8 protein-coding genes are annotated in these 19,344 nt (G+C 41.6%); 5 read left to right on the forward strand and 3 right to left on the reverse strand.

Going from position 1 to position 19,344, the window contains the following annotated elements; genetic code table 11:
• The first annotated feature begins 24 nt into the window (after positions 1 to 24).
• From DXB58_RS13450 to DXB58_RS13475, 5 genes are all read left to right on the forward strand, one after another.
• Entirely contained in the window at positions 25 to 2,121 is a 2,097-nt protein-coding gene (locus DXB58_RS13450; protein ID WP_122137066.1) for a glycoside hydrolase 43 family protein, read from the forward strand.
• 11 nt (positions 2,122 to 2,132) lie between these two features.
• A complete protein-coding gene (locus DXB58_RS13455; RefSeq protein ID WP_122137067.1) occupies positions 2,133 to 3,527 on the forward strand; it encodes a glycoside hydrolase family 43 protein in 1,395 nt (464 codons plus the stop codon).
• A gap of 5 nt (positions 3,528 to 3,532) precedes the next feature.
• Positions 3,533 to 5,485, forward strand: coding sequence for a glycoside hydrolase family 97 protein (locus DXB58_RS13460; protein ID WP_122137068.1), 1,953 nt, complete (start codon positions 3,533 to 3,535; stop codon positions 5,483 to 5,485).
• Between the two features lie 26 nt (positions 5,486 to 5,511).
• Positions 5,512 to 7,944 (forward strand): glycoside hydrolase N-terminal domain-containing protein, encoded by a 2,433-nt coding sequence (locus DXB58_RS13465; RefSeq protein ID WP_122137092.1) that lies wholly within the window; start codon positions 5,512 to 5,514, stop codon positions 7,942 to 7,944.
• A gap of 309 nt (positions 7,945 to 8,253) precedes the next feature.
• Positions 8,254 to 12,270 (forward strand): two-component regulator propeller domain-containing protein, encoded by a 4,017-nt coding sequence (locus tag DXB58_RS13475; protein ID WP_122137070.1) that lies wholly within the window; start codon positions 8,254 to 8,256, stop codon positions 12,268 to 12,270.
• Between the two features lie 20 nt (positions 12,271 to 12,290).
• Here DXB58_RS13475 and DXB58_RS13480 read toward each other — a convergent pair whose 3' ends face one another.
• The 3 genes from DXB58_RS13480 to DXB58_RS13490 all read right to left on the reverse strand — a co-directional run bounded on the left by DXB58_RS13480 (position 12,291) and on the right by DXB58_RS13490 (position 19,329).
• Positions 12,291 to 13,676, reverse strand: a complete 1,386-nt coding sequence (locus tag DXB58_RS13480; protein ID WP_122137071.1) for a glycoside hydrolase family 43 protein — start codon at positions 13,674 to 13,676, stop codon at positions 12,291 to 12,293.
• Between the two features lie 4 nt (positions 13,677 to 13,680).
• Positions 13,681 to 15,597, reverse strand: coding sequence for a sialate O-acetylesterase (locus DXB58_RS13485; RefSeq protein ID WP_122137093.1), 1,917 nt, complete (start codon positions 15,595 to 15,597; stop codon positions 13,681 to 13,683).
• Positions 15,598 to 15,804: 207 nt separating this feature from the next.
• Positions 15,805 to 19,329, reverse strand: coding sequence for a sialate O-acetylesterase (locus tag DXB58_RS13490; protein ID WP_122137072.1), 3,525 nt, complete (start codon positions 19,327 to 19,329; stop codon positions 15,805 to 15,807).
• Positions 19,330 to 19,344 lie beyond the last annotated feature (15 nt).

Below are 19,344 nucleotides of genomic sequence, written 5' to 3' on the forward strand. Positions count from 1 at the left end.
ATTATTCATAATCAAATAAAAACCATGAAAAACATTGTACTACTATTACTGATGAATATTTCTATTCTATGTCCTCTGGCAGCACAGATGTCATGGACCGCCGACAATGGAAACGGGACATTTACCAACCCCCTATTCTACGATGAATTCTCGGACCCGGACATCATTCGCGTAGGAGAAGACTTCTACATGGCAGGTACCACCATGCACTGTATGCCCGGACTGGTCGTATTGCACTCTAAAGATCTCGTTAACTGGAAGTTCCTTAGTTATGCATTCAACCGATTGGATATGGGAGATGAATTCCGGCTTGCCAACGGCAAAGAAGCCTATGGGCAGGGGGTATGGGCTCCATGTATTCGCTATCATGAGGGAAAGTTCTATATATTCTCCAATATCAACGGACATGGCATGCAAGTATTCATATCCGACAATCCGGCAGGCCCCTGGGAGCATAAAAACATGGGTGGCAACATCTACGACTTATCTGTCTTATTCGACGACAATGATAAAATCTATGCCGTATATAAATATGACGAGGTAAAGATGATTGAGATAAAGCCGGATTTCAGCGGTTATGTAGAAGGCAGCGAACGAGTGATTATCCCTGCCGGAAATGCGATGGGAGAAGGTCACCATATTTATAAGATTAAAGGAAAATATTATATCATCAGTGCAGACTACTCTCCCATGGGACGTATGCAATGTGCTCGTGCTGACAAAATTGAAGGTCCTTATGAAACAGCAGCTATCAGTGTGAAAGAGACACTGGGTACGGAGCGTGTGCACTGGACTGGGAACGTCGGGCTCGGTTCATCAATACCGGAAATGGGGTTCAAGTTCAAAATATCCAAGCCTTTCAAAGATAATATGGGATGTGCCACTCTGCATCAGGGTGGAATAGTCGACTTGCCGAATGGAGACTGGTGGGGAGTTTCGATGCTGGATTTCCGTGCAGTTGGGCGTACTACTTGCCTGTCACCTGTCACGTGGGAAGACGGGTGGCCTTATTTCGGACTTCCCGGTAATTTGGGACGCTCACCTCGCACTTGGATAAAACCGGCTGTAAATGTGAAGGTAGAACCGCACGCTCCTTATCAGCGTAATGACAATTTTAATGGAAAGACATTACTGCCTGTTTGGCAATGGAACCATGAACCGGATCATTCCAAATGGTCACTCACCAAAGGAAAGTTACGTCTTTATACGCTCCCAGCCAAAGATTTCTTACGGGCTAAGAATACTCTTACCCAGCGTGGCATTGGTCCCATTTCGTCTGCAACGGTCACTCTCGACGCTTCTCATCTGAAAGACGGTGACATCGCCGGAATCGGACTACTCAATATTCCCTATGCATGGTTGGGAATCTCCCGAATCAACAAGAATCTAATAATCCGGTGGTACGATCAAGCCAATGACAAATGGATGGAAGCCTCCTCCAAACCATCATCCTCCCAACCTGTTTATCTCCGCATTACCGGGAACTTTGATGAAGATACTGCATGGTTCAGCTACAGTTTGGATGGAAAAACATTCACTAATATAGGAGACAGTGTTCTAATGCCCTATCAGTTGAAGACATTTCAAGGAACCCGATATGCTCTTTTCGCTTATAACCCGAAAGGAAAACAAGGTGGTTATGCCGACTTCGATAATTTTCTGATTGATGAACCTTTAGCCGACCGTTCAAAAAACATCCCAACAGGGAAAATTATCACTCTTTTCAATTGCGGAAACAATACCCGTGTATATGCTTATCCACACGGCATTCTATATTTCAAAGGTAAAGGAGCTAAAGAATATGAAACAGAAGATTGCCGTTTCCGTGTGCATGACCGGGGACAGGGGCGTGTGGTACTCGAAGCAATGAACGGAACAGGCTTTGTGACGGTGGTTGGTGCAGGACTTTCGGCTGACGTACGCCTGATAAAGAAAGAATCGGTAGGAAGCCTGTTTCAATGGCAGGACATGCTACATGGACAATGTATGCTACTATCTTTGAAAACAAATCGCTATGTAGGTCTTGACCCGGCTACCGGAGAACCTTATGCTGCAGACTGGACTGGCAGTTCACCCAGTCGTGGAAATGGAACTGTATTTAACTGGAACGAAGTAAAATAAATAACAAAGACATGAAAAACTTACAGAAAGTAATGGCTATAAGCCTGTTTCCCTTATTGATGAGTCATGTTTGCCAGGCGCAAAACCCTATTGTACAAACATGGTTCACACCAGACCCGGCACCTATGGTGCATAACGACACTGTTTATCTCTTCACCGATCATGATGAAGACGATGCACAATATTTCAAAATGAAAGATTGGCAGTTGTATTCCACTACCGACATGGTAAACTGGACCTACCGTGGAACTCCTATTTCCACAGAAACGTTTCAGTGGGCCATGCAAGGAGATAACGCCTGGGCTTCTCAAGCCATTGAACGGGATGGAAAATGGTACTGGTATATCTGTGCCAATGACACCATAAAAAAGCTGCATGGTATAGGTGTGGCCGTAGCCGACAGACCAGAAGGACCTTACTCCGATCCTTTGAAAAAGCCTCTTGTCCCCGGTGCTTTCGGTTATATCGATCCCTCTGTATTCATTGATGATGACGGACAAGCCTATCTTTTCTGGGGAAATAACGGATTGTGGTATGCCAAACTAAACAAGGACATGATATCGTTAGGCAGCGAAGTCATTCCTGTTAAAGAACTGAATGACTCCACCGCTTTTGGTCCATTGGTTATGAAACGAGACTATCAGCTTAATAAACGTATGCTGAAAACAAATTATGAAGAAGGGCCATGGGTGTTCAAGCGCAACGGGCTTTACTACATAGTATATGCTGCCGGTGGTGTTCCGGAACACATGGCTTATTCCACTGCTAAAAGTATTCATGGTCCATGGAAATATCAGGGACGTATCATGAATGAAGCAGCAAACAGCTTCACCATTCATGGAGGCTCTATCGAATATCATAACCGTCATTTTATGTTCTATCACAATGGGGCATTACCCAATGGAGGCGGTTTCCGTCGTTCAACCTGCATAGAAGAATTCAAGTTTGGCGAAGATGGAAAGATTCCTTTTATCCCTTTCACTAAAGAGGGGGTTCGTACTCCTGTCCGTAACCTGAATCCCTACCAGCGGGTAGAAGCTGAAACAATGGCTTTCAGCTATGGACTGAAAACTGACCGCAGGACCGGTTCACAACATTATATCACTTCCATTCATAATGGTGACTGGCTGAAAGTTCGTTCCGTCGATTTCGGAGAAAAAGGAGCGACAAACTTCTCTGCCTGCGTAGCCGGTTTGATTCAGGGAGGTAGCATAGAACTGCGCATCGATGCACTGGGAGGTTCCGTTATCGGCACATTGGAAGTTTCACCGACAGGCGGATCGGAACAATGGAAAGTACAGACAACCCAAGTGAATGCCGTCAAAGGAGTACACGATTTGTATTTACTATTCAAAGGCGGTGATGAAGAGCTTTTTAACGTAGATTACTGGACATTTAATCACTAATAAATATGAGCAGAATAATATTATTAACAGGTATCTTATGGCTATTCAGTCAGTCTATCCATGCAGAACAGAGTCAAATTACAAGTCCCGACGGGAAACTGTCAGTTCACATAACCGATGAAAATGGTGTACCATCCTACAGCGTTTCTTATAACCATATACCATTTATCCTGGCTTCCCCGCTAGGATTGGATACAAACATCGGTAATTTTACCAGGGAAATGAAGTTATCTACCACCAGTCCGATCCAACTGTTGAATGAAGAATACAATTTACCAACGATCAAACAAAGTAACGTACATTATCAGGCAAATAGAGGAGTATTTACTTTCTCTCAAAATGGAAAAGTAATATATGACGTGGTCTTTCAGGTGAGCAACCGGGATGTCGCATTCAAATATAACATGTATCCGCAAAAGGAAACTCTCTGCTGTGTGATTAATGAAGAAATGACTGGATTCGTACTTCCTTCCGGAAGTACAACTTTCCTATGTCCGCAAAGCAAACCAATGGGAGGATTCGCCCGTACATCACCCAGTTATGAAACCCCTTACACAGTAGATGATGCTGTAGGAAAAAACGGATGGGGCGAGGGATATACTTTCCCATGCTTATTCCGCAACAATGATAAAGGTTGGATACTGATATCCGAAACCGGGGTTAGCAGCGCTTATTGCGGCAGTCGCCTGATAGGGAAACCGGACGGCGTGTATCAAATCGGATTCCCGCAAACCGGCGAATATAACGGTAACGGCACTACCAATCCCGGCATCATGTTGCCCGGAGAAACTCCCTGGCGTACCATAACCATAGGTGAAACATTAGCCCCCATCGTTGAAACAACAGTAGCTTTCGATGTTGTAAAACCACTTTATGAGGCTTCGCAGGAATATAAATATGGAAAAGGTTCATGGAGCTGGATTATTGGCGGAGACAGCAGCTGTAATTACAACGAACAGATAAGATATATTGATTTCAGTACAGTCATGGGATACCAGTCTGTTTTAATCGATGCTTTATGGGACAAGCAAATAGGACGAAAAGGTATTGAGAAATTAGCCGAATATGCAAAAAGCAAAGGAGTCGCCCTTTACTTATGGTATAACTCCAATGGCTATTGGAATGATGCACCTCAAAGTCCGAGAGGTATCATGAATACTACTATCAATCGTCGTAAGGAGATGAAATGGATGCAAAGTATCGGGATTCGTGGGATAAAAGTGGACTTCATAGGAAGCGATAAACAAGTGACCATGCAACTTTACGAAGATATTTTAGCAGATGCCAACGACTATGGATTATTAGTTATATTCCACGGATGTACGCTACCACGTGGTTGGGAGCGTATGTATCCCAATTTTGCTTCAAGTGAAGCTGTATTAGCTAGTGAAAATATGCATTTTTCACAAGGCAGTTGTGATGCTGAAGCGTTCAATGCCTGTTTGCATCCGTTTATACGCAACACGGTCGGTAGCATGGACTTCGGTGGCAGCACATTGAATAAATATTATAACGCAAGGAATGATTCAACTACAAGAACCAGCCGCCGTATCACCTCGGATGTATTTGCACTCGCTACGGCTGTTCTCTTTCAAAGCCCCGTACAACATTTCGCACTCACTCCCAACAATTTGACGGATGCTCCTGAATGGGCTATCAATTTCATGAAAGAGGTTCCGAGTACCTGGGACGAAGTACGTTTTTTGGATGGATATCCAGGAAAATTTATCATATTGGCCAGACGACATCAAAATAATTGGTATATTGCAGGCATTAATGCTTCATCCGAAGAGATCAAAGTCAAACTTCATTTACCGATGATTTCTGCGGGAGAAACAATAAGCGTTTATACTGATAATGCCAGACTGGTAGGAAAAACTTCGACGGAGAAACTAAATAAACATCAACAGTTACAAGTTTCAATACCTTGCAATGGCGGCATCGTAATCGTAAATTAATCTATATTATTAAGTCATACTTTATGATGAACAGAAACACACTCATCTTTTTGCTTCTACTAATAAGCAACGTTAGTTTCGGACAGGACCTGAAACTTTGGTACAGTCAACCTGCCCGAAATTGGTCGGAAGCCCTCCCTATCGGCAATTCCCGTCTTGGCGCCATGGTATATGGCGGAACCGAGCGCGAAGAACTTCAACTCAATGAAGAAACATTCTGGGCTGGCGGACCTTATAGTAACAACAATCCAAATGCAAAGTATGTATTACCTGTCGTTCGTAATCTTATATTCGACGGTAAGAACAGGGAAGCACAAAGTCTGGTAGATGCCAACTTCCTGACCAAGCAGCATGGAATGAGTTATTTGACGCTGGGAAACTTGTATATAGATTTCCCCGGACATAAAGATGCGTCTGATTTCTATCGGGACTTGAATCTCGAGAATGCGACTACTACCACCCGGTATAAAGTAAACGGTGTGACTTATACTCGTACCACTTTTGCTTCATTCACAGACAATGTCATCATCATACATATTCAAGCAGATAAAACACAGGCACTGAATTTCAATGTGACCTATAATTGTCCGCTTGAGTATAACGTCAATGCCCAAGATGACAAGCTTATTATTACTTGTCAGGGAAGAGAGCAAGAGGGCATCAAAGCAGCCATCCAAGCGGAATGCGTCGTTCAGGTGAAAACTAACGGAGCAATCAGTTCAGCCGGAAAAGTTCTTCAGGTAGAAAAAGCTACGGAAGCTACCCTCTACATTGCTGCAGCTACCAATTACGTAAATTATCAGAATGTCAGCGCCAATGCATCCGAACGGGCAAACAAATTCCTGGAAAAAGCGATTCAAACGCCTTACAACAAGGCTTTAAAGGATCACATTGCTTTCTACAAGAAACAATTCGACCGTGTCCGTTTAAATCTTTCATCAAGTGAAGCATCCAAAGCAGAAACTCCCCGGCGTATCGAGAATTTCAATAAAGGGGAAGATATGGCAATGGCAGCCCTTTTATTCCAGTTCGGACGTTACCTGCTGATTTCGTCTTCACAACCGGGAGGGCAACCCGCCAATCTACAGGGTATATGGAACAACAGCACCCATGCTCCCTGGGATAGCAAATATACCATCAATATTAATACGGAGATGAATTATTGGCCGGCAGAAGTTGCTAATTTAAGTGAGACACACAGTCCACTATTCTCCATGTTGAAAGACTTGTCTATCACGGGAGCAAAAACAGCACAGAGTATGTATAATTGTCGTGGATGGGTGGCTCACCATAATACTGACTTATGGAGAATCTGTGGCGTTGTAGACTTTGCTGCGGCAGGAATGTGGCCCAGTGGAGGTGCCTGGTTAGCCCAACATATCTGGCAACATTATCTTTTCACGGGAGATAAGGAATTTCTGAAAGAATATTACCCGATACTGAAAGGAACGGCACAGTTCTATATGGATTTTCTGGTAGAACATCCTGATTATAAATGGTTGGTAGTGGCTCCTTCCGTATCACCGGAACATGGACCGATCACTGCCGGTTGCACCATGGACAATCAGATTGCTTTTGATGCTTTGCATAATACATTATTAGCATCCCGGATCACTGGTGAAACCTCCTCTTTTCAGGATTCACTCCAACAAATATTGGACAAACTGCCTCCTATGCAAATAGGAAAGCATCATCAACTACAGGAGTGGCTCGAAGATGTAGACAATCCCAAAGATGAGCATCGCCATATTTCTCATTTATATGGACTATATCCGAGTAATCAGATTTCTCCTTATGCCAATCCGAAATTATTCCAGGCTGCACGGAACACACTGCTACAACGCGGGGATAAAGCTACCGGCTGGAGTATTGGTTGGAAAGTCAATTTCTGGGCACGTATGCAGGATGGAAATCATGCCTTCCAGATTATCAAAAACATGATTCAGTTACTGCCCAGTGATAATCTGGCCAAAGAATATCCGGAGGGGCGTACTTATCCGAATATGTTTGACGCTCATCCGCCTTTCCAGATTGATGGTAACTTTGGATATACTGCCGGAGTAGCCGAAATGTTACTTCAAAGTCACGATGGCGCTGTGCACTTATTACCAGCATTGCCCGATGCATGGAAAGAAGGAAATGTAAAAGGATTAGTGGCACGTGGTAATTTCGAAGTGGATATGGATTGGAAAAATAACCAGTTAAACAAAGCTGTAATTCACTCAAAAATAGGAGGCACGCTTCGCATCCGGTCTTATGTTCCATTGAAAGGGAAAGGGCTGAAAGAAGCGAATGGAGAGTGCCCGAATTCATTATTTGCCACAACTTCTGTGAAAAAGCCTTTGGTTAGTAAAGAGATAACTCCTCAATCGCCAGAATTGAGAAAGGTTTATGAATACGACATTGCAACACAGGCAGGCAAAACCTATGTGATAAACACTATTACAGAAAAGAAATAATACATCATTACAGAAAACATAGTTAGGGGAGGGATTGTACGCTACATCCCTCCCCTAACTATATTAATCTCTTTCTTATTTTATGTCATTATTTATGGCAAATTTACGCTATTCTACATGCTCTTTCAAACTTTCATGCATTCTTATATGGTTCATATACTACATCCTCTTTATTCATGTTACATAATTCACTCCCCATGTTACAGCATCATATTCCCCCTTTCCAAACAGTCTCTAAATATTCTTTTTTATTAGGATATTCCTCATTTTTTAGTTTCTTTTGTATCGCAAATATTGAATAATGAGACTATGAAAAATGTACTGACAACCTTATTGCTATTTTTTTCTTTATTATGCTATGGACAATCATCCAAATTGTTCACTACAGACAATGAGTTATCCAGTAGTTTAATTAATCAAATATATCAAGACCGAAACGGTTTCATCTGGGTTGCAACAGAGGACGGACTCAACCGTTATGACGGTGCCAAATTCACCATTTACAAACACGATCCTAATAATGAGCACTCATTAGCCCACAGTTTTGTCCGTACCGTTTTTGAAGACAGTAAAGGTCATTTGCTTATCGGCACATACATCGGAATCCAAATGTATAATCCGGACACAGATGATTTCACTCCACTTGCCAGGCGGGAAGATAACGGAGAAATATTTGAAAGTAATATCGTCTCTATTATCGAAAGAAAGAATGGAGACATATGGATATCGGGAAATGTGCTGTGCAAACTATATATCAAAGATAACCAATTAATTGTTCAACAGATTAATGCTTCCATCGCCTCACCCGGCTATATGATTGAAGACAAAAAACAGAATATCTGGATGTCCAAAGGAGAGGAAGGGTTATATCGACTTGATCCGGACAATCAGCTTTCGCTATACTTATCTAAAGACAACGGCTATATCAACAGTATTTGTGAAGATTCACAAGGCAATATTTATGTAGGAAGCATGAGAAAAGGCTTGTTTGTCTATGAGCCAGAATCCAATACTTTTGTTCCTGCCAACTTTAAAGAAAAGATAGAACTTCCTATCAGCTTTCTTTATGCCGCAAGCCCGAATGAATTATATATTGGGACAGACGGTAAAGGTATGAACATTTACAACAATAAAACGAATGAGCTCTCTGAATACCGGTTTGACAACAGCTATTTTGACTCCAGCAAATCCAAAGTGCATTCTATCCTGAAAGATAATTCCGGCAATTTATGGTTAGCTATTTATCAAAAAGGAGTAATAATGATACCTGCACGCACCAATAGTTTCAAATACATCGGGCATAAATCCATGGATAAGAATATTATAGGTTCGAGTTGCATTACTTCATTTTGTAAGGATTATAACGGCATCCTGTGGATAGGAACAGACAATGACGGAATTTATGGTATCTCAAAGAACATGGAACAGGTCAAACATTTCTCACATACCAATCATCCGAGCTCTGTACCATCAACTGTTACAAGGCTATATGAAGACTCCGAACATAACATCTGGTTTGGTTCTTTCATTAACGGTATGGGAAAACTGGACAAACAAACAGGGCAATGCAGCTATCAATACAAACTAGTGGATAAGAACAACAACTATATACAACGTGTATACGATTTTGCTGAAGACAATAACAAACGTCTTTGGGTTGCGACAATGGGATTCGGATTGTTTTACTACGACCTTAAAACAAAAGAGTTTTCATCCGTGCAATCCGAAACTTCGTTAATAAACGACTGGATAAATTGCTTACACTACTCCAGTGATAATAAATTATATGTGGGGACTTATGACGGAGTGAACTGCATAGACCTTAACAGCAGTGATTTTCAGAGTTATAAGATACTACCACAAAATGTCATTTATTCTATTTACGAAGATACTTCCGGAATTATATGGATAGGTAGCTCCGAGGGGTTGTCCAGTTGGAACAAAGAAACAAAAAAAATAACGACTTATACTACCACAAACGGATTACCAAGCAATACTATATATGCGATAGAAGGAAATGATGATTTTCTGTGGATAAGTACCAATGCAGGAATTTCTCAATTCCAGAAGAATAACAATAAGTTCATCAATTACTATGTAGGTGACGGCCTGCAAGGAAATGAATTCTACAAAAATGCTTCGTTTAAAGATTCACAAGGAACGATCTGGTTTGGTGGTATGAATGGGATCACCTATTTCAATCCGCAGGATATTATCAATCCGGCAAAGAAATGGAACATCCGTATTACCGATTTCTTCTTGCATAACAGCCCGGTAAGAAAAGGAATGAAATCCGGTATTCATACAATCATTAACTGTCCCGTTTTCAAAGCAGAGGAGTTTTACCTGTCCTACAAAGACAACGTGTTCAGTATCGAATTCGCAACTCTGGAACTAAACGCTCCCGAACATATAAACTATCTTTATTCTATAAACGATGAAAAATGGATTAGCCTGCCCAAAGGTGTAAACCGTATATCATTCAGTAATCTGAAACCCGGTACCTATAACTTTAAAATCAGGGCAAAGGATAACACCATCTATTCAAACATAAAAGAAATTACCATTTTTATATCTCCTGCCTGGTATGCCTCGTGGTGGGCAAAAATTATCTATTGCCTGTTATCACTGACCATTATATTTATCATTATTCTTCAGATTAGACACCGATATAGAATGCACCAGGAGATGTTGCAACATATCCATGCCGAGCAAATCAATGAAGCCAAATTACAGTTCTTTATTAATATCTCTCATGAAATACGTACTCCGATGTCACTTATCATCAGTCCTCTGCAAAAACTTATCAAGAATGAGAATAACAATGAGCGTCTGAAAATATACCATATTATTTACAGGAATGCAGAACGCATTCTAAACCTCGTCAATCAGCTGATGGATATTCGAAAGATTGACAAAGGACAAATGTGCCTGATGTTTCAGGAAACTAATATTATTCCTTTTATCGAAGATTTATGCACCACCTTCGATCAACAGGCAAATACCAAAAATATTCAACTGCAATTTCATCGCCAGGTTCAAGATTTAAATGTATGGGTGGATACGGCTAATTTTGATAAGATTATCCTGAACATTCTATCAAATGCATTCAAATTTACTCCTGAAAAAGGAAAAATAGACATTACGATCCGTACAGGAAAAGATAATACTCTACCCGAACCGTTAAAACAATATGCCGAAATAATTATCTCGGATACCGGAACCGGTATCGACGAGGAGGAAAAAGAACATATCTTCGAGCGCTTTTATCAGATTCGTAACAGCCAGCAAAACCCGAAAGGTGGTACAGGAATAGGGTTACATCTCACCCGTTCGTTAGTGGAATTACATCATGGGGTAATATACGTTGAAAACAACGAGAACCAACCGGGGTGCCGCTTTATCATCCGATTGCCGCTGGGTAATAAGCATTTGCGCCCCGAAGAAGTAGAAAATAATGAAAAAGAGGCAACTGTATCCATAACAACCGCTCCTGTCATTTCTCCTATTATAGAAAATGAAGAAGAAAAGAAAGTCAGAGTGAAGACTAAATATCATGTACTAATCGTAGAGGATGATGAAGAAATCCGAAACTATATAGCAAAGGAATTTGCGGATAAGTTCCATATCATGGAAAGCTGCAATGGTAAGGAAGCATTGGAGCTAATATTTAAAAAGACTCCGGATTTAGTCATTAGTGACATCATGATGCCTGAAATGGATGGGTTGACATTATGTAGAAAAATCAAGCAGAATGTAAATCTCAACCATATCCCGGTGATTCTGCTTACTGCGAAAACACGGGAAGAAGATAATCTCGAAGGTCTGAACACCGGAGCTGATGCTTATATCATGAAGCCATTCAATATCGAAATTCTACAAAAGACAGTAGAAAACCTGATTAATACACGTCAACAGTTACGCAAAGTATTTACCGGCCAGCAGAATCAGGAAAGTAAGGTTCAGAAGCTGGAAGTAAAATCACCTGATGAGAAGTTGATGGAACGCATTATGAAAGTAATCAATGAAAATATCAGTAATCCTAACTTAACAATAGAAACGATCACTACTGAAGTAGGTATCAGCCGTGTGCATTTACACCGGAAACTTAAGGAACTCACAAACCAGACAACACGTGACTTCATCCGCAATATACGCCTGAAAGAAGCAGCACGGTTATTGTCTGAAAAACAATATACTATCTCCGAAATAGCTACGTTGACAGGATTTACCGATCCTAATAATTTTTCAACTACGTTTAAGGAGTTGTATGGAATGCCACCTTCAATGTATATGAAAGAGCAGTTGGGCAAAAAAGAAGAGTAGCCCCACTGCTCTCTATATAGCTATTTGCTAAACTTGTACCAATCAAAATTAAACAACTTACAGCCTTTTCGTCCCTTGAATACAAAATAAACATCTTGTATTCCTGTGACTGGTTTTACAATATCAGTCTGCAAGGTCTTCCAGCATTCCCAACCTCCCGTTGTAGGAATGGCCAGTTCTGCAATTAATGGTCCACTTATACTATCAGTACGCACTTCAAGTACGCCACCACGCAAAGCACTGGCCACAGTAGCAGTGAATCGTTTGGGAGATTTATCACCGAAGTTCACTTCACGTACTTTCGTATAATCACCATTATGAATTTCAAAAATATACACCCCTGTCTTTGCATTAATTTCTGACTTTACACCTTCCGAAAATGCAATAGTTTCAGCTTCTACTCGTTCGTAAGGATTGAGTGTGCCTACCGGTGATACCCCTTCCCGGGTAGCATTAATAATGGGAAATGTGCCGTCCGCATTATATTTGAATTGTTCTACCGCCACACTACGTCCGAAACCTCCGCCACCCGGTAACTTACCCGTGTGATAAAAAAAGTAAGAATTATCCTTGTAGTCTATCACTCCACAATGGTTAGTAAATGAGCCTGTATCTTGTAAGGGCATAATCTCACCTATATATTTCCATGGACCAAGAGGCCCGTCACTCATAGAATAAGCAATATGCTCGGGGACTCCTCCGGCCGCATAAAGAAGATAATACTTTCCTTCCCGTTTATGAAGCCACGGACCTTCAGTATAAGTATCCTTGTATTTTACATCTTTGATACGCTTTTCCGGATTAGGTGCGCCGAAACTCTCTACTGTTTGTTCCAGTTTAGTAACTTCACCTTTAAGTGAAATCATATCCTCATTCAGTTCTGCATAATAGATATTCGGATTCCCCCAGTATAAATAAGCACGCCCATCATCATCCACAAATACAGTAGGATCAATATAATCCCAACTTCCATCATGAAGCGGTTTACCGATAGCGTCCTTAAAAGGACCGAGAGGAGTATCTCCAACTGCCACACCGATTGCCATAGCATTGGTCAGTTTAGAGTGCAGGCAGACATACCAGTAAAATTTTCCATTACGCTCGATGCACTGTGCCGCCCAGGCACGATCATCGGCCCAATCAAAGGATTCAATGGCAAGGGGAGAACCGTAATCGGTCCAATTCACCATATCTTTGGTAGAATATACACGCCACTCCTGCATCCAGAAAAAGTCGGCCTTATCTTCATCATGCCCTGTATAGACATACAAAGTACCATCATGTACCATAGGAGCAGGATCTGTAGTATAACAAGTTTGCACTATCGGATTTTGAGCAAATAGACTATCCGACCAAATACCCCCAAGCAGCAATGTTGCCGCTACAAATCTAAATTTCATTTTCATACTATTAATATTTAAATAAATGCGGTATGAATTCTTTCAGACACCGCCTCCATGTCAACCATTCATGTCCGGTTCCTTGCGATTCATAATAATCGACCCTGATACCCAGTTCACGGAGTGAATCTACCATTTTCTTTGTCCCCATTTGTTCTTCCGTACCACAGCCAAGAAAAAGATAATTCACCTCCTTATTGAATTTGTTCGCATCAGCAAACACTCCGTTAAAGCAAGTTTTCATATCCAGTCCGAAAATAGCTCCGCTAAAACTTCCTATATAAGAGAACTTGTCGAGATGAGGCAGTGTAGTATTGAAAGTCTGGTGTCCGCCCCACGACAGACCTGCCATCGCACGACTTCCACGATCCGTCTTAGTACGGAAAGTACGATCAATCATCGGAATCAAGTCTTTCAGGATGACATCATAAAAAGTAGCACCATACAATGCCCTTTCTTCGTCTATGCTTTTCCCCGGACGTGGCCGAAACGGAGCTTCGACATCCCCACTATCCATCACTACCAACATTGGAACACATTTGCCGGATGCGATCAAATTATCCATAATATGATTCATACGTCCTTGTGTGCTCCAACCGGTCTCATCTTCTCCCATGCCGTGCTGTAAATATAATACCGGGAAACGTTTTTTCGAATGAGTTTCATACTCCGCCGGTGTATATACCATACATCGACGAAACTCTTTTTGTGTCTCCGAGTAATATGTACAAGAGCGAACTTGCCCGTGAGGAACTTGTTGAGGACGATAATAATCCCCCTCTTCGCCTTCAGGAATTTCAATACCACTTGCCATACGGCAACAACCAAAGAAGGTATAACTGGAAGGATCTGTTACCGATACTCCGTCCACTATTAGAAAATAATAATGGAATCCTACGGGTAACGGATCAGTTGTTGCCATCCAAAGTCCTCCGGTATCTTTCCACATATCATACTTCTTTCCGCAACAATCCACTTGCATCTTACTTGCCTGTGGAGCATAGAAGCGAAAATGAACACGTCCTTCTTTATCCACCCGAGGATAATCATATCCAGGGATGTTGGTGGATGCCGACACAGTGGCTATACCCAAATCGTGCTCTTTCTCCAATAAAAGAAGCTGTTTCTCCGCATACCGCACTCCCAACTCCCTATATCCTACTGCCGTAAAATGCAAATCATCTTCTGCCGCAGGACAACCTGAAGAAGGAATCACATATGAAGTAGGAATCACCTGTGGCAGGGTATTGATTATTTCATTCATACTTGCACACTTACCATTCTGATCGGCATGTACCACTTCTCCCACCAGCAAAGGCACATCTTTTGCCTGAAGATTCAGATCTCTCAACAGGTTTTCATATACCCTCTTCACCTTTTGAGGCCAATCTTTATCACCGGTGTTAGATTCACCCTGATGTAATAGGATACCTTTAATTACGCCCACTTTCTGCGCTTTTCTTGCTAACTCCTTTAGTCTGCGGTAAGGGTTATTATCATAGGCTTTTGTACTATTTTTCATCCATTCCGGTTGAGAAGCAATATATTCTTCACAATGCTCTTCATTGAATAATTCAATCCTACAACCACCCACAGCTACATTAATGATACCCACTTTTATATTATCAGGTAATCTTTCTATCAATGTACGCCCGAAATAATCTGCTGGCGTCAATCCTGTATAGCAACGTACCAACGGAGGAACCGCCTTATACCATTCTCCTTCGATACGCCCTAAAGACGGACAGTCAACAGCTGCCATCACCAGAAAACGTTCATTGACATTACACGTATCCTGTGCCTCAACTTTTGCATTTCCTTCCATATTTGATTGCCCCAAACAGAGGTAAATATGGAAATTCTTGTCTTGTGCAAATGTGAATATGCTTATACATAATAAGCAACTTACTAAAATTATCTTTTTCATATTCATTTTATTAGCTTTGAAAAACCTACGACTTCCCGCAGGTCTGAATTAACAGTCAATCAAACATATATGCAAAAGAACGCATCTTTTTCCAATGCACCATATTATTATGTTTCTAATACATATCTCCACGTTACATATTGAATAAAGAGGCTACCCACTACGGATAACCTCTTCATTCAAACGGTTTATTTATTTTTCCAAAAGCTATTTCGCCTTTGTATCTGTTAAATAAACTCTATTAATAACTACTTCTTTGCCTCCCATAGACCAAAAACCAATAATCTTAATAGAATTTGGAGAAACTTTTGTTAGTACACCGTCCTTCTCCTTTGACAAATTAGTAAGATCAATAACAGCACGCAAAGTCGTTTTATCTACTTTGACATCCCCAGCTGCCCCATTCCAATAACCTTCATCAAAAATCCGGAAAGCAACATCATCGGTATCCTCCATGCTGACCAATTCGGCTACCAGATATTTGTGAGTAGACAAATCCTTGCCGGCAGAATACTGCCAACCTCCAAAACCATACTGACCGGCAATAAAAGTATGCGTTTTTCTATCAAATGAGCCTGTTTCCCAGATACTAGGGTTGAAGTCATCAAAAGAGAAATCACCTGGTTGTTCCACAATATCCGTCAGATAGACTCTCTTTATAACTATTTTCTTACCACCGCTCGACCAGAACCCGACAATTTTGAGAGATGGATCTACTTTTGATCCATTCTTCGACAAACTCTTCAGATCGATGACAGCAGTACGGGAATTGTTAAATGTGACACTAGCTGCCTCTCCATCCCAATATCCTTTATCGAAAACCCGGAAAGCAACATCCGTAGCTTCCGTTCCTTCACCCAGCTCGGCCACCAAATAGTGATAACCAGAGAAATCAATGGCACTATCGTATTCCCATCCACCAAAGCCATATGAACCAGTAATCAATGTACCAGTCTTGGGTTCAAAAGAACCAGTCGGTTGATTCGGGTCCCATATATTCGGATTGAGGTTATCAAATGAGAAATAATCTTTAACAGGATTTTCAGCGTCATCATTACTCAAATAGATATCATTAATAATAATAGGCTTTCCTCCATTGGACCAGAACCCAATGATCTTTATAGATTTCGGACTCAATATAGCTCCAGAATCTTCTTTCTTCATCTTCTTAAGTTCCACCACCACTTTGCGTGAATTACCAAAAGCATAAGAAGCAGCTCCTTCCCAGTATCCCTTATCAAATAAACGGAATTTCACATCGGCAACATTGTCATTTCCTAATTTGACAACCAAATATTTGTAACCAGACAGATCTACGCCGTTAGTATATTCCCAACCACCGAATCCATATGAACCCGTGATTAATGTATGTGTCGTTTCATCGTATGTTCCAGTTTCCCATATACTCGGATTGAATGCATCTGCTGACAGTGGGAAAGTGGTAGCGTGAACTGCCACCGTAGCTGTTTTTATGCCGGATGCCTCTCCATAAGTCACCGTAATGGTTACATTTCCATCTTTGAGAGCAGTCATCTTACCCGTTCCATCTATGCTGATGATAGAAGGATCTGAACAGGAGAATGAAGCTTTGGAAGAAACAATAGAAGTACTTCCATCTTCGTAGTTGGCATAAACCATCAGGTACGAACTACTTCCGGTAGTCAAAGTAATACCCGCTTCGGCTCCTTCAACTGTAATATCTTTCAAAGCACCAGTATCGGAAGTCCCTTTTCTATAATCTTGATACCAATGATAAATAGGCCATGGACAAGCTTGCGGATCATCCAAGAACGTATAAGCTCCCGGTGTACCAGGTACATCTTTGAAGTCGGCCAATAAATGCGGGCTAGTGAAAAGCAACCAACTTACATTGCCTGCGTTATCAACAATATATTTAAAATTGGCACCGAAACCCGGTCCTCCTAACGTTCCAGTAATGGCTTTTCCCCACGAAGCATCATATCTAGCAGGAGCCCAGTCCATCTCCGTAATAATGATGGGTGCAAAATCCGCCACCGGGCCTACTTGCCTATCCCATCCGTTCTGGAAAGGTTGGTAACCACCCGTACTGGAGCCACCGTCACCATTTTCTCCGTCACTGTTCATCCACCCCGGATATAAATGCACCGCATAACCAATGTTATCTCCCTCTATACGATGATTAGCATAACCACTATAATTAGACTGATAACCCAATCCGGGAACCCAAATAATGTTATCGGCATTTGCACGGATAGCATCGACTACCTTCTGGAAATATTTCTTGAGGCTGGTAAAACAAGGATCTCCATCTCCTCCGGCAATACCATCGGAACCAACGATACGTACCGGCTCATTGGCCAACTCGAACATAATATGCGAATTGTTTTTGATTTTGGGATGCTTGGAAACAATATCCCATACAGTTACAAGATATTCATTGTAATCATCATCCACAGCAATTTCTTCCGGACATACTCCAGGAGGACGCATGACTACATACATACCTTTTGAAATCGCATATTCTGCCATCGGAACAAAAACCTGATCCAGATATTTCTTAAAGCGGGCTTCTTCAAAACAATGGATATCATTTTCACCTGTCGCTTGACAGCCCGGCGTATTGCTCCAATAAGGATCCATATGTAAACGAATAAAATCCATCTCCCAACCAGCAGCAAGCATTCTACGAATCAGCCCCTGATTGTATCGCAAGCAAGCATCTACATCATAATTGCTCCACATACTTTCATTGAAGTAAGGACTATATGTCTGCGCAAAACCATGCAAATTGACTATATTACCTTCACTATCTTTCAAATACCGGCCTTCGATATGCAATTTGGGCATTCCTTCCGCCTTATCCAATACAAGTAATTGAAGCATCTTTTGGGCATACCTCTTACCTAATTCCCGATAGCCTTCGGCCGTGAAATGAAGCCCGTCTTCTTTGCCGGGGCATCCTTCAGCCGAAATCACATGGGCATTTTTCACCAATGAGGGCATCTTGGCAATGATGCTGTTCATACCATGGCAAATCCCTCCCTGCTCTTCGGTCAACATTTCCCCAATCAGCAGAGGAACAGTATCACTATTTAGTGTGAGGTCTTTCAACAGGTCGGTATAAATCTTGTTCACCTTCATCGGCCAATCCTCTTGCATATTGTTGGTTTCGCCCTGATGCAGCAAAATACCCTTGATAACCCCGGATTGTTTGGCTATTTTTGCCATCTCTACCAGTTTGGCGTAAGGATTACCTCCATAAATATTCATCAACCCTTTTTGCCAGTCATCGGCTTCACCGTAATATTTTTTATAATTTTCCTTATCGAAAGCATCAATACCTGCACCACCCATAGCTACCATGATAACACCAACTTTCACGTTGTCCGATGTTTCAGCCACCATAGTACGGCCAAAATAATCAATAGGTGTCAGGCCAGTATCCCAACGACAAAGCGGCGGAACGGCTGTATACCATTCACCAGCTATTCTTCCCAGATGTTCTTCATCGTCAGGCGACACAGCCATCATTCGGAAACGGGAGCTAACTCCTTCTTTATCCACATTCTCAATGGCAGCATTACCTTCCATGTTCGACTGACCGAAGCACAAATAGATGTGGAAATTCGGGTCGGACTTGGAAATTTCAAGTTCGTCTACCTGAAATCGTCTATAATCTTCAGTGTCTACACAACTAGCAGACAACAAGATGATAAGGGTAAAAAGATAGATATGTTTCAAATATTTCATAACGTGTTTCTCTTT

It is taken from the genome of Bacteroides sp. OM05-10AA, assembly GCF_003439055.1.
In the GTDB taxonomy this organism is placed as follows: Bacteria; Bacteroidota; Bacteroidia; order Bacteroidales; family Bacteroidaceae; genus Bacteroides; species Bacteroides intestinigallinarum.

Bases quoted from the DNA above. Each gene is read 5' to 3' on its own strand.
- DXB58_RS13475 (WP_122137070.1), top strand. From the start codon at position 8,254: ATGAAAAATGTACTGACAACCTTATTGCTATTTTTTTCTTTATTATGC.
- DXB58_RS13485 (WP_122137093.1), bottom strand. From the start codon at position 15,597: ATGAAAAAGATAATTTTAGTAAGTTGCTTATTATGTATAAGCATATTC.
- DXB58_RS13490 (WP_122137072.1), bottom strand. From the start codon at position 19,329: ATGAAATATTTGAAACATATCTATCTTTTTACCCTTATCATCTTGTTG.
- DXB58_RS13450 (WP_122137066.1), top strand. From the start codon at position 25: ATGAAAAACATTGTACTACTATTACTGATGAATATTTCTATTCTATGT.
- DXB58_RS13465 (WP_122137092.1), top strand. From the start codon at position 5,512: ATGAACAGAAACACACTCATCTTTTTGCTTCTACTAATAAGCAACGTT.
- DXB58_RS13460 (WP_122137068.1), top strand. From the start codon at position 3,533: ATGAGCAGAATAATATTATTAACAGGTATCTTATGGCTATTCAGTCAG.
- DXB58_RS13455 (WP_122137067.1), top strand. From the start codon at position 2,133: ATGAAAAACTTACAGAAAGTAATGGCTATAAGCCTGTTTCCCTTATTG.
- DXB58_RS13480 (WP_122137071.1), bottom strand. From the start codon at position 13,676: ATGAAAATGAAATTTAGATTTGTAGCGGCAACATTGCTGCTTGGGGGT.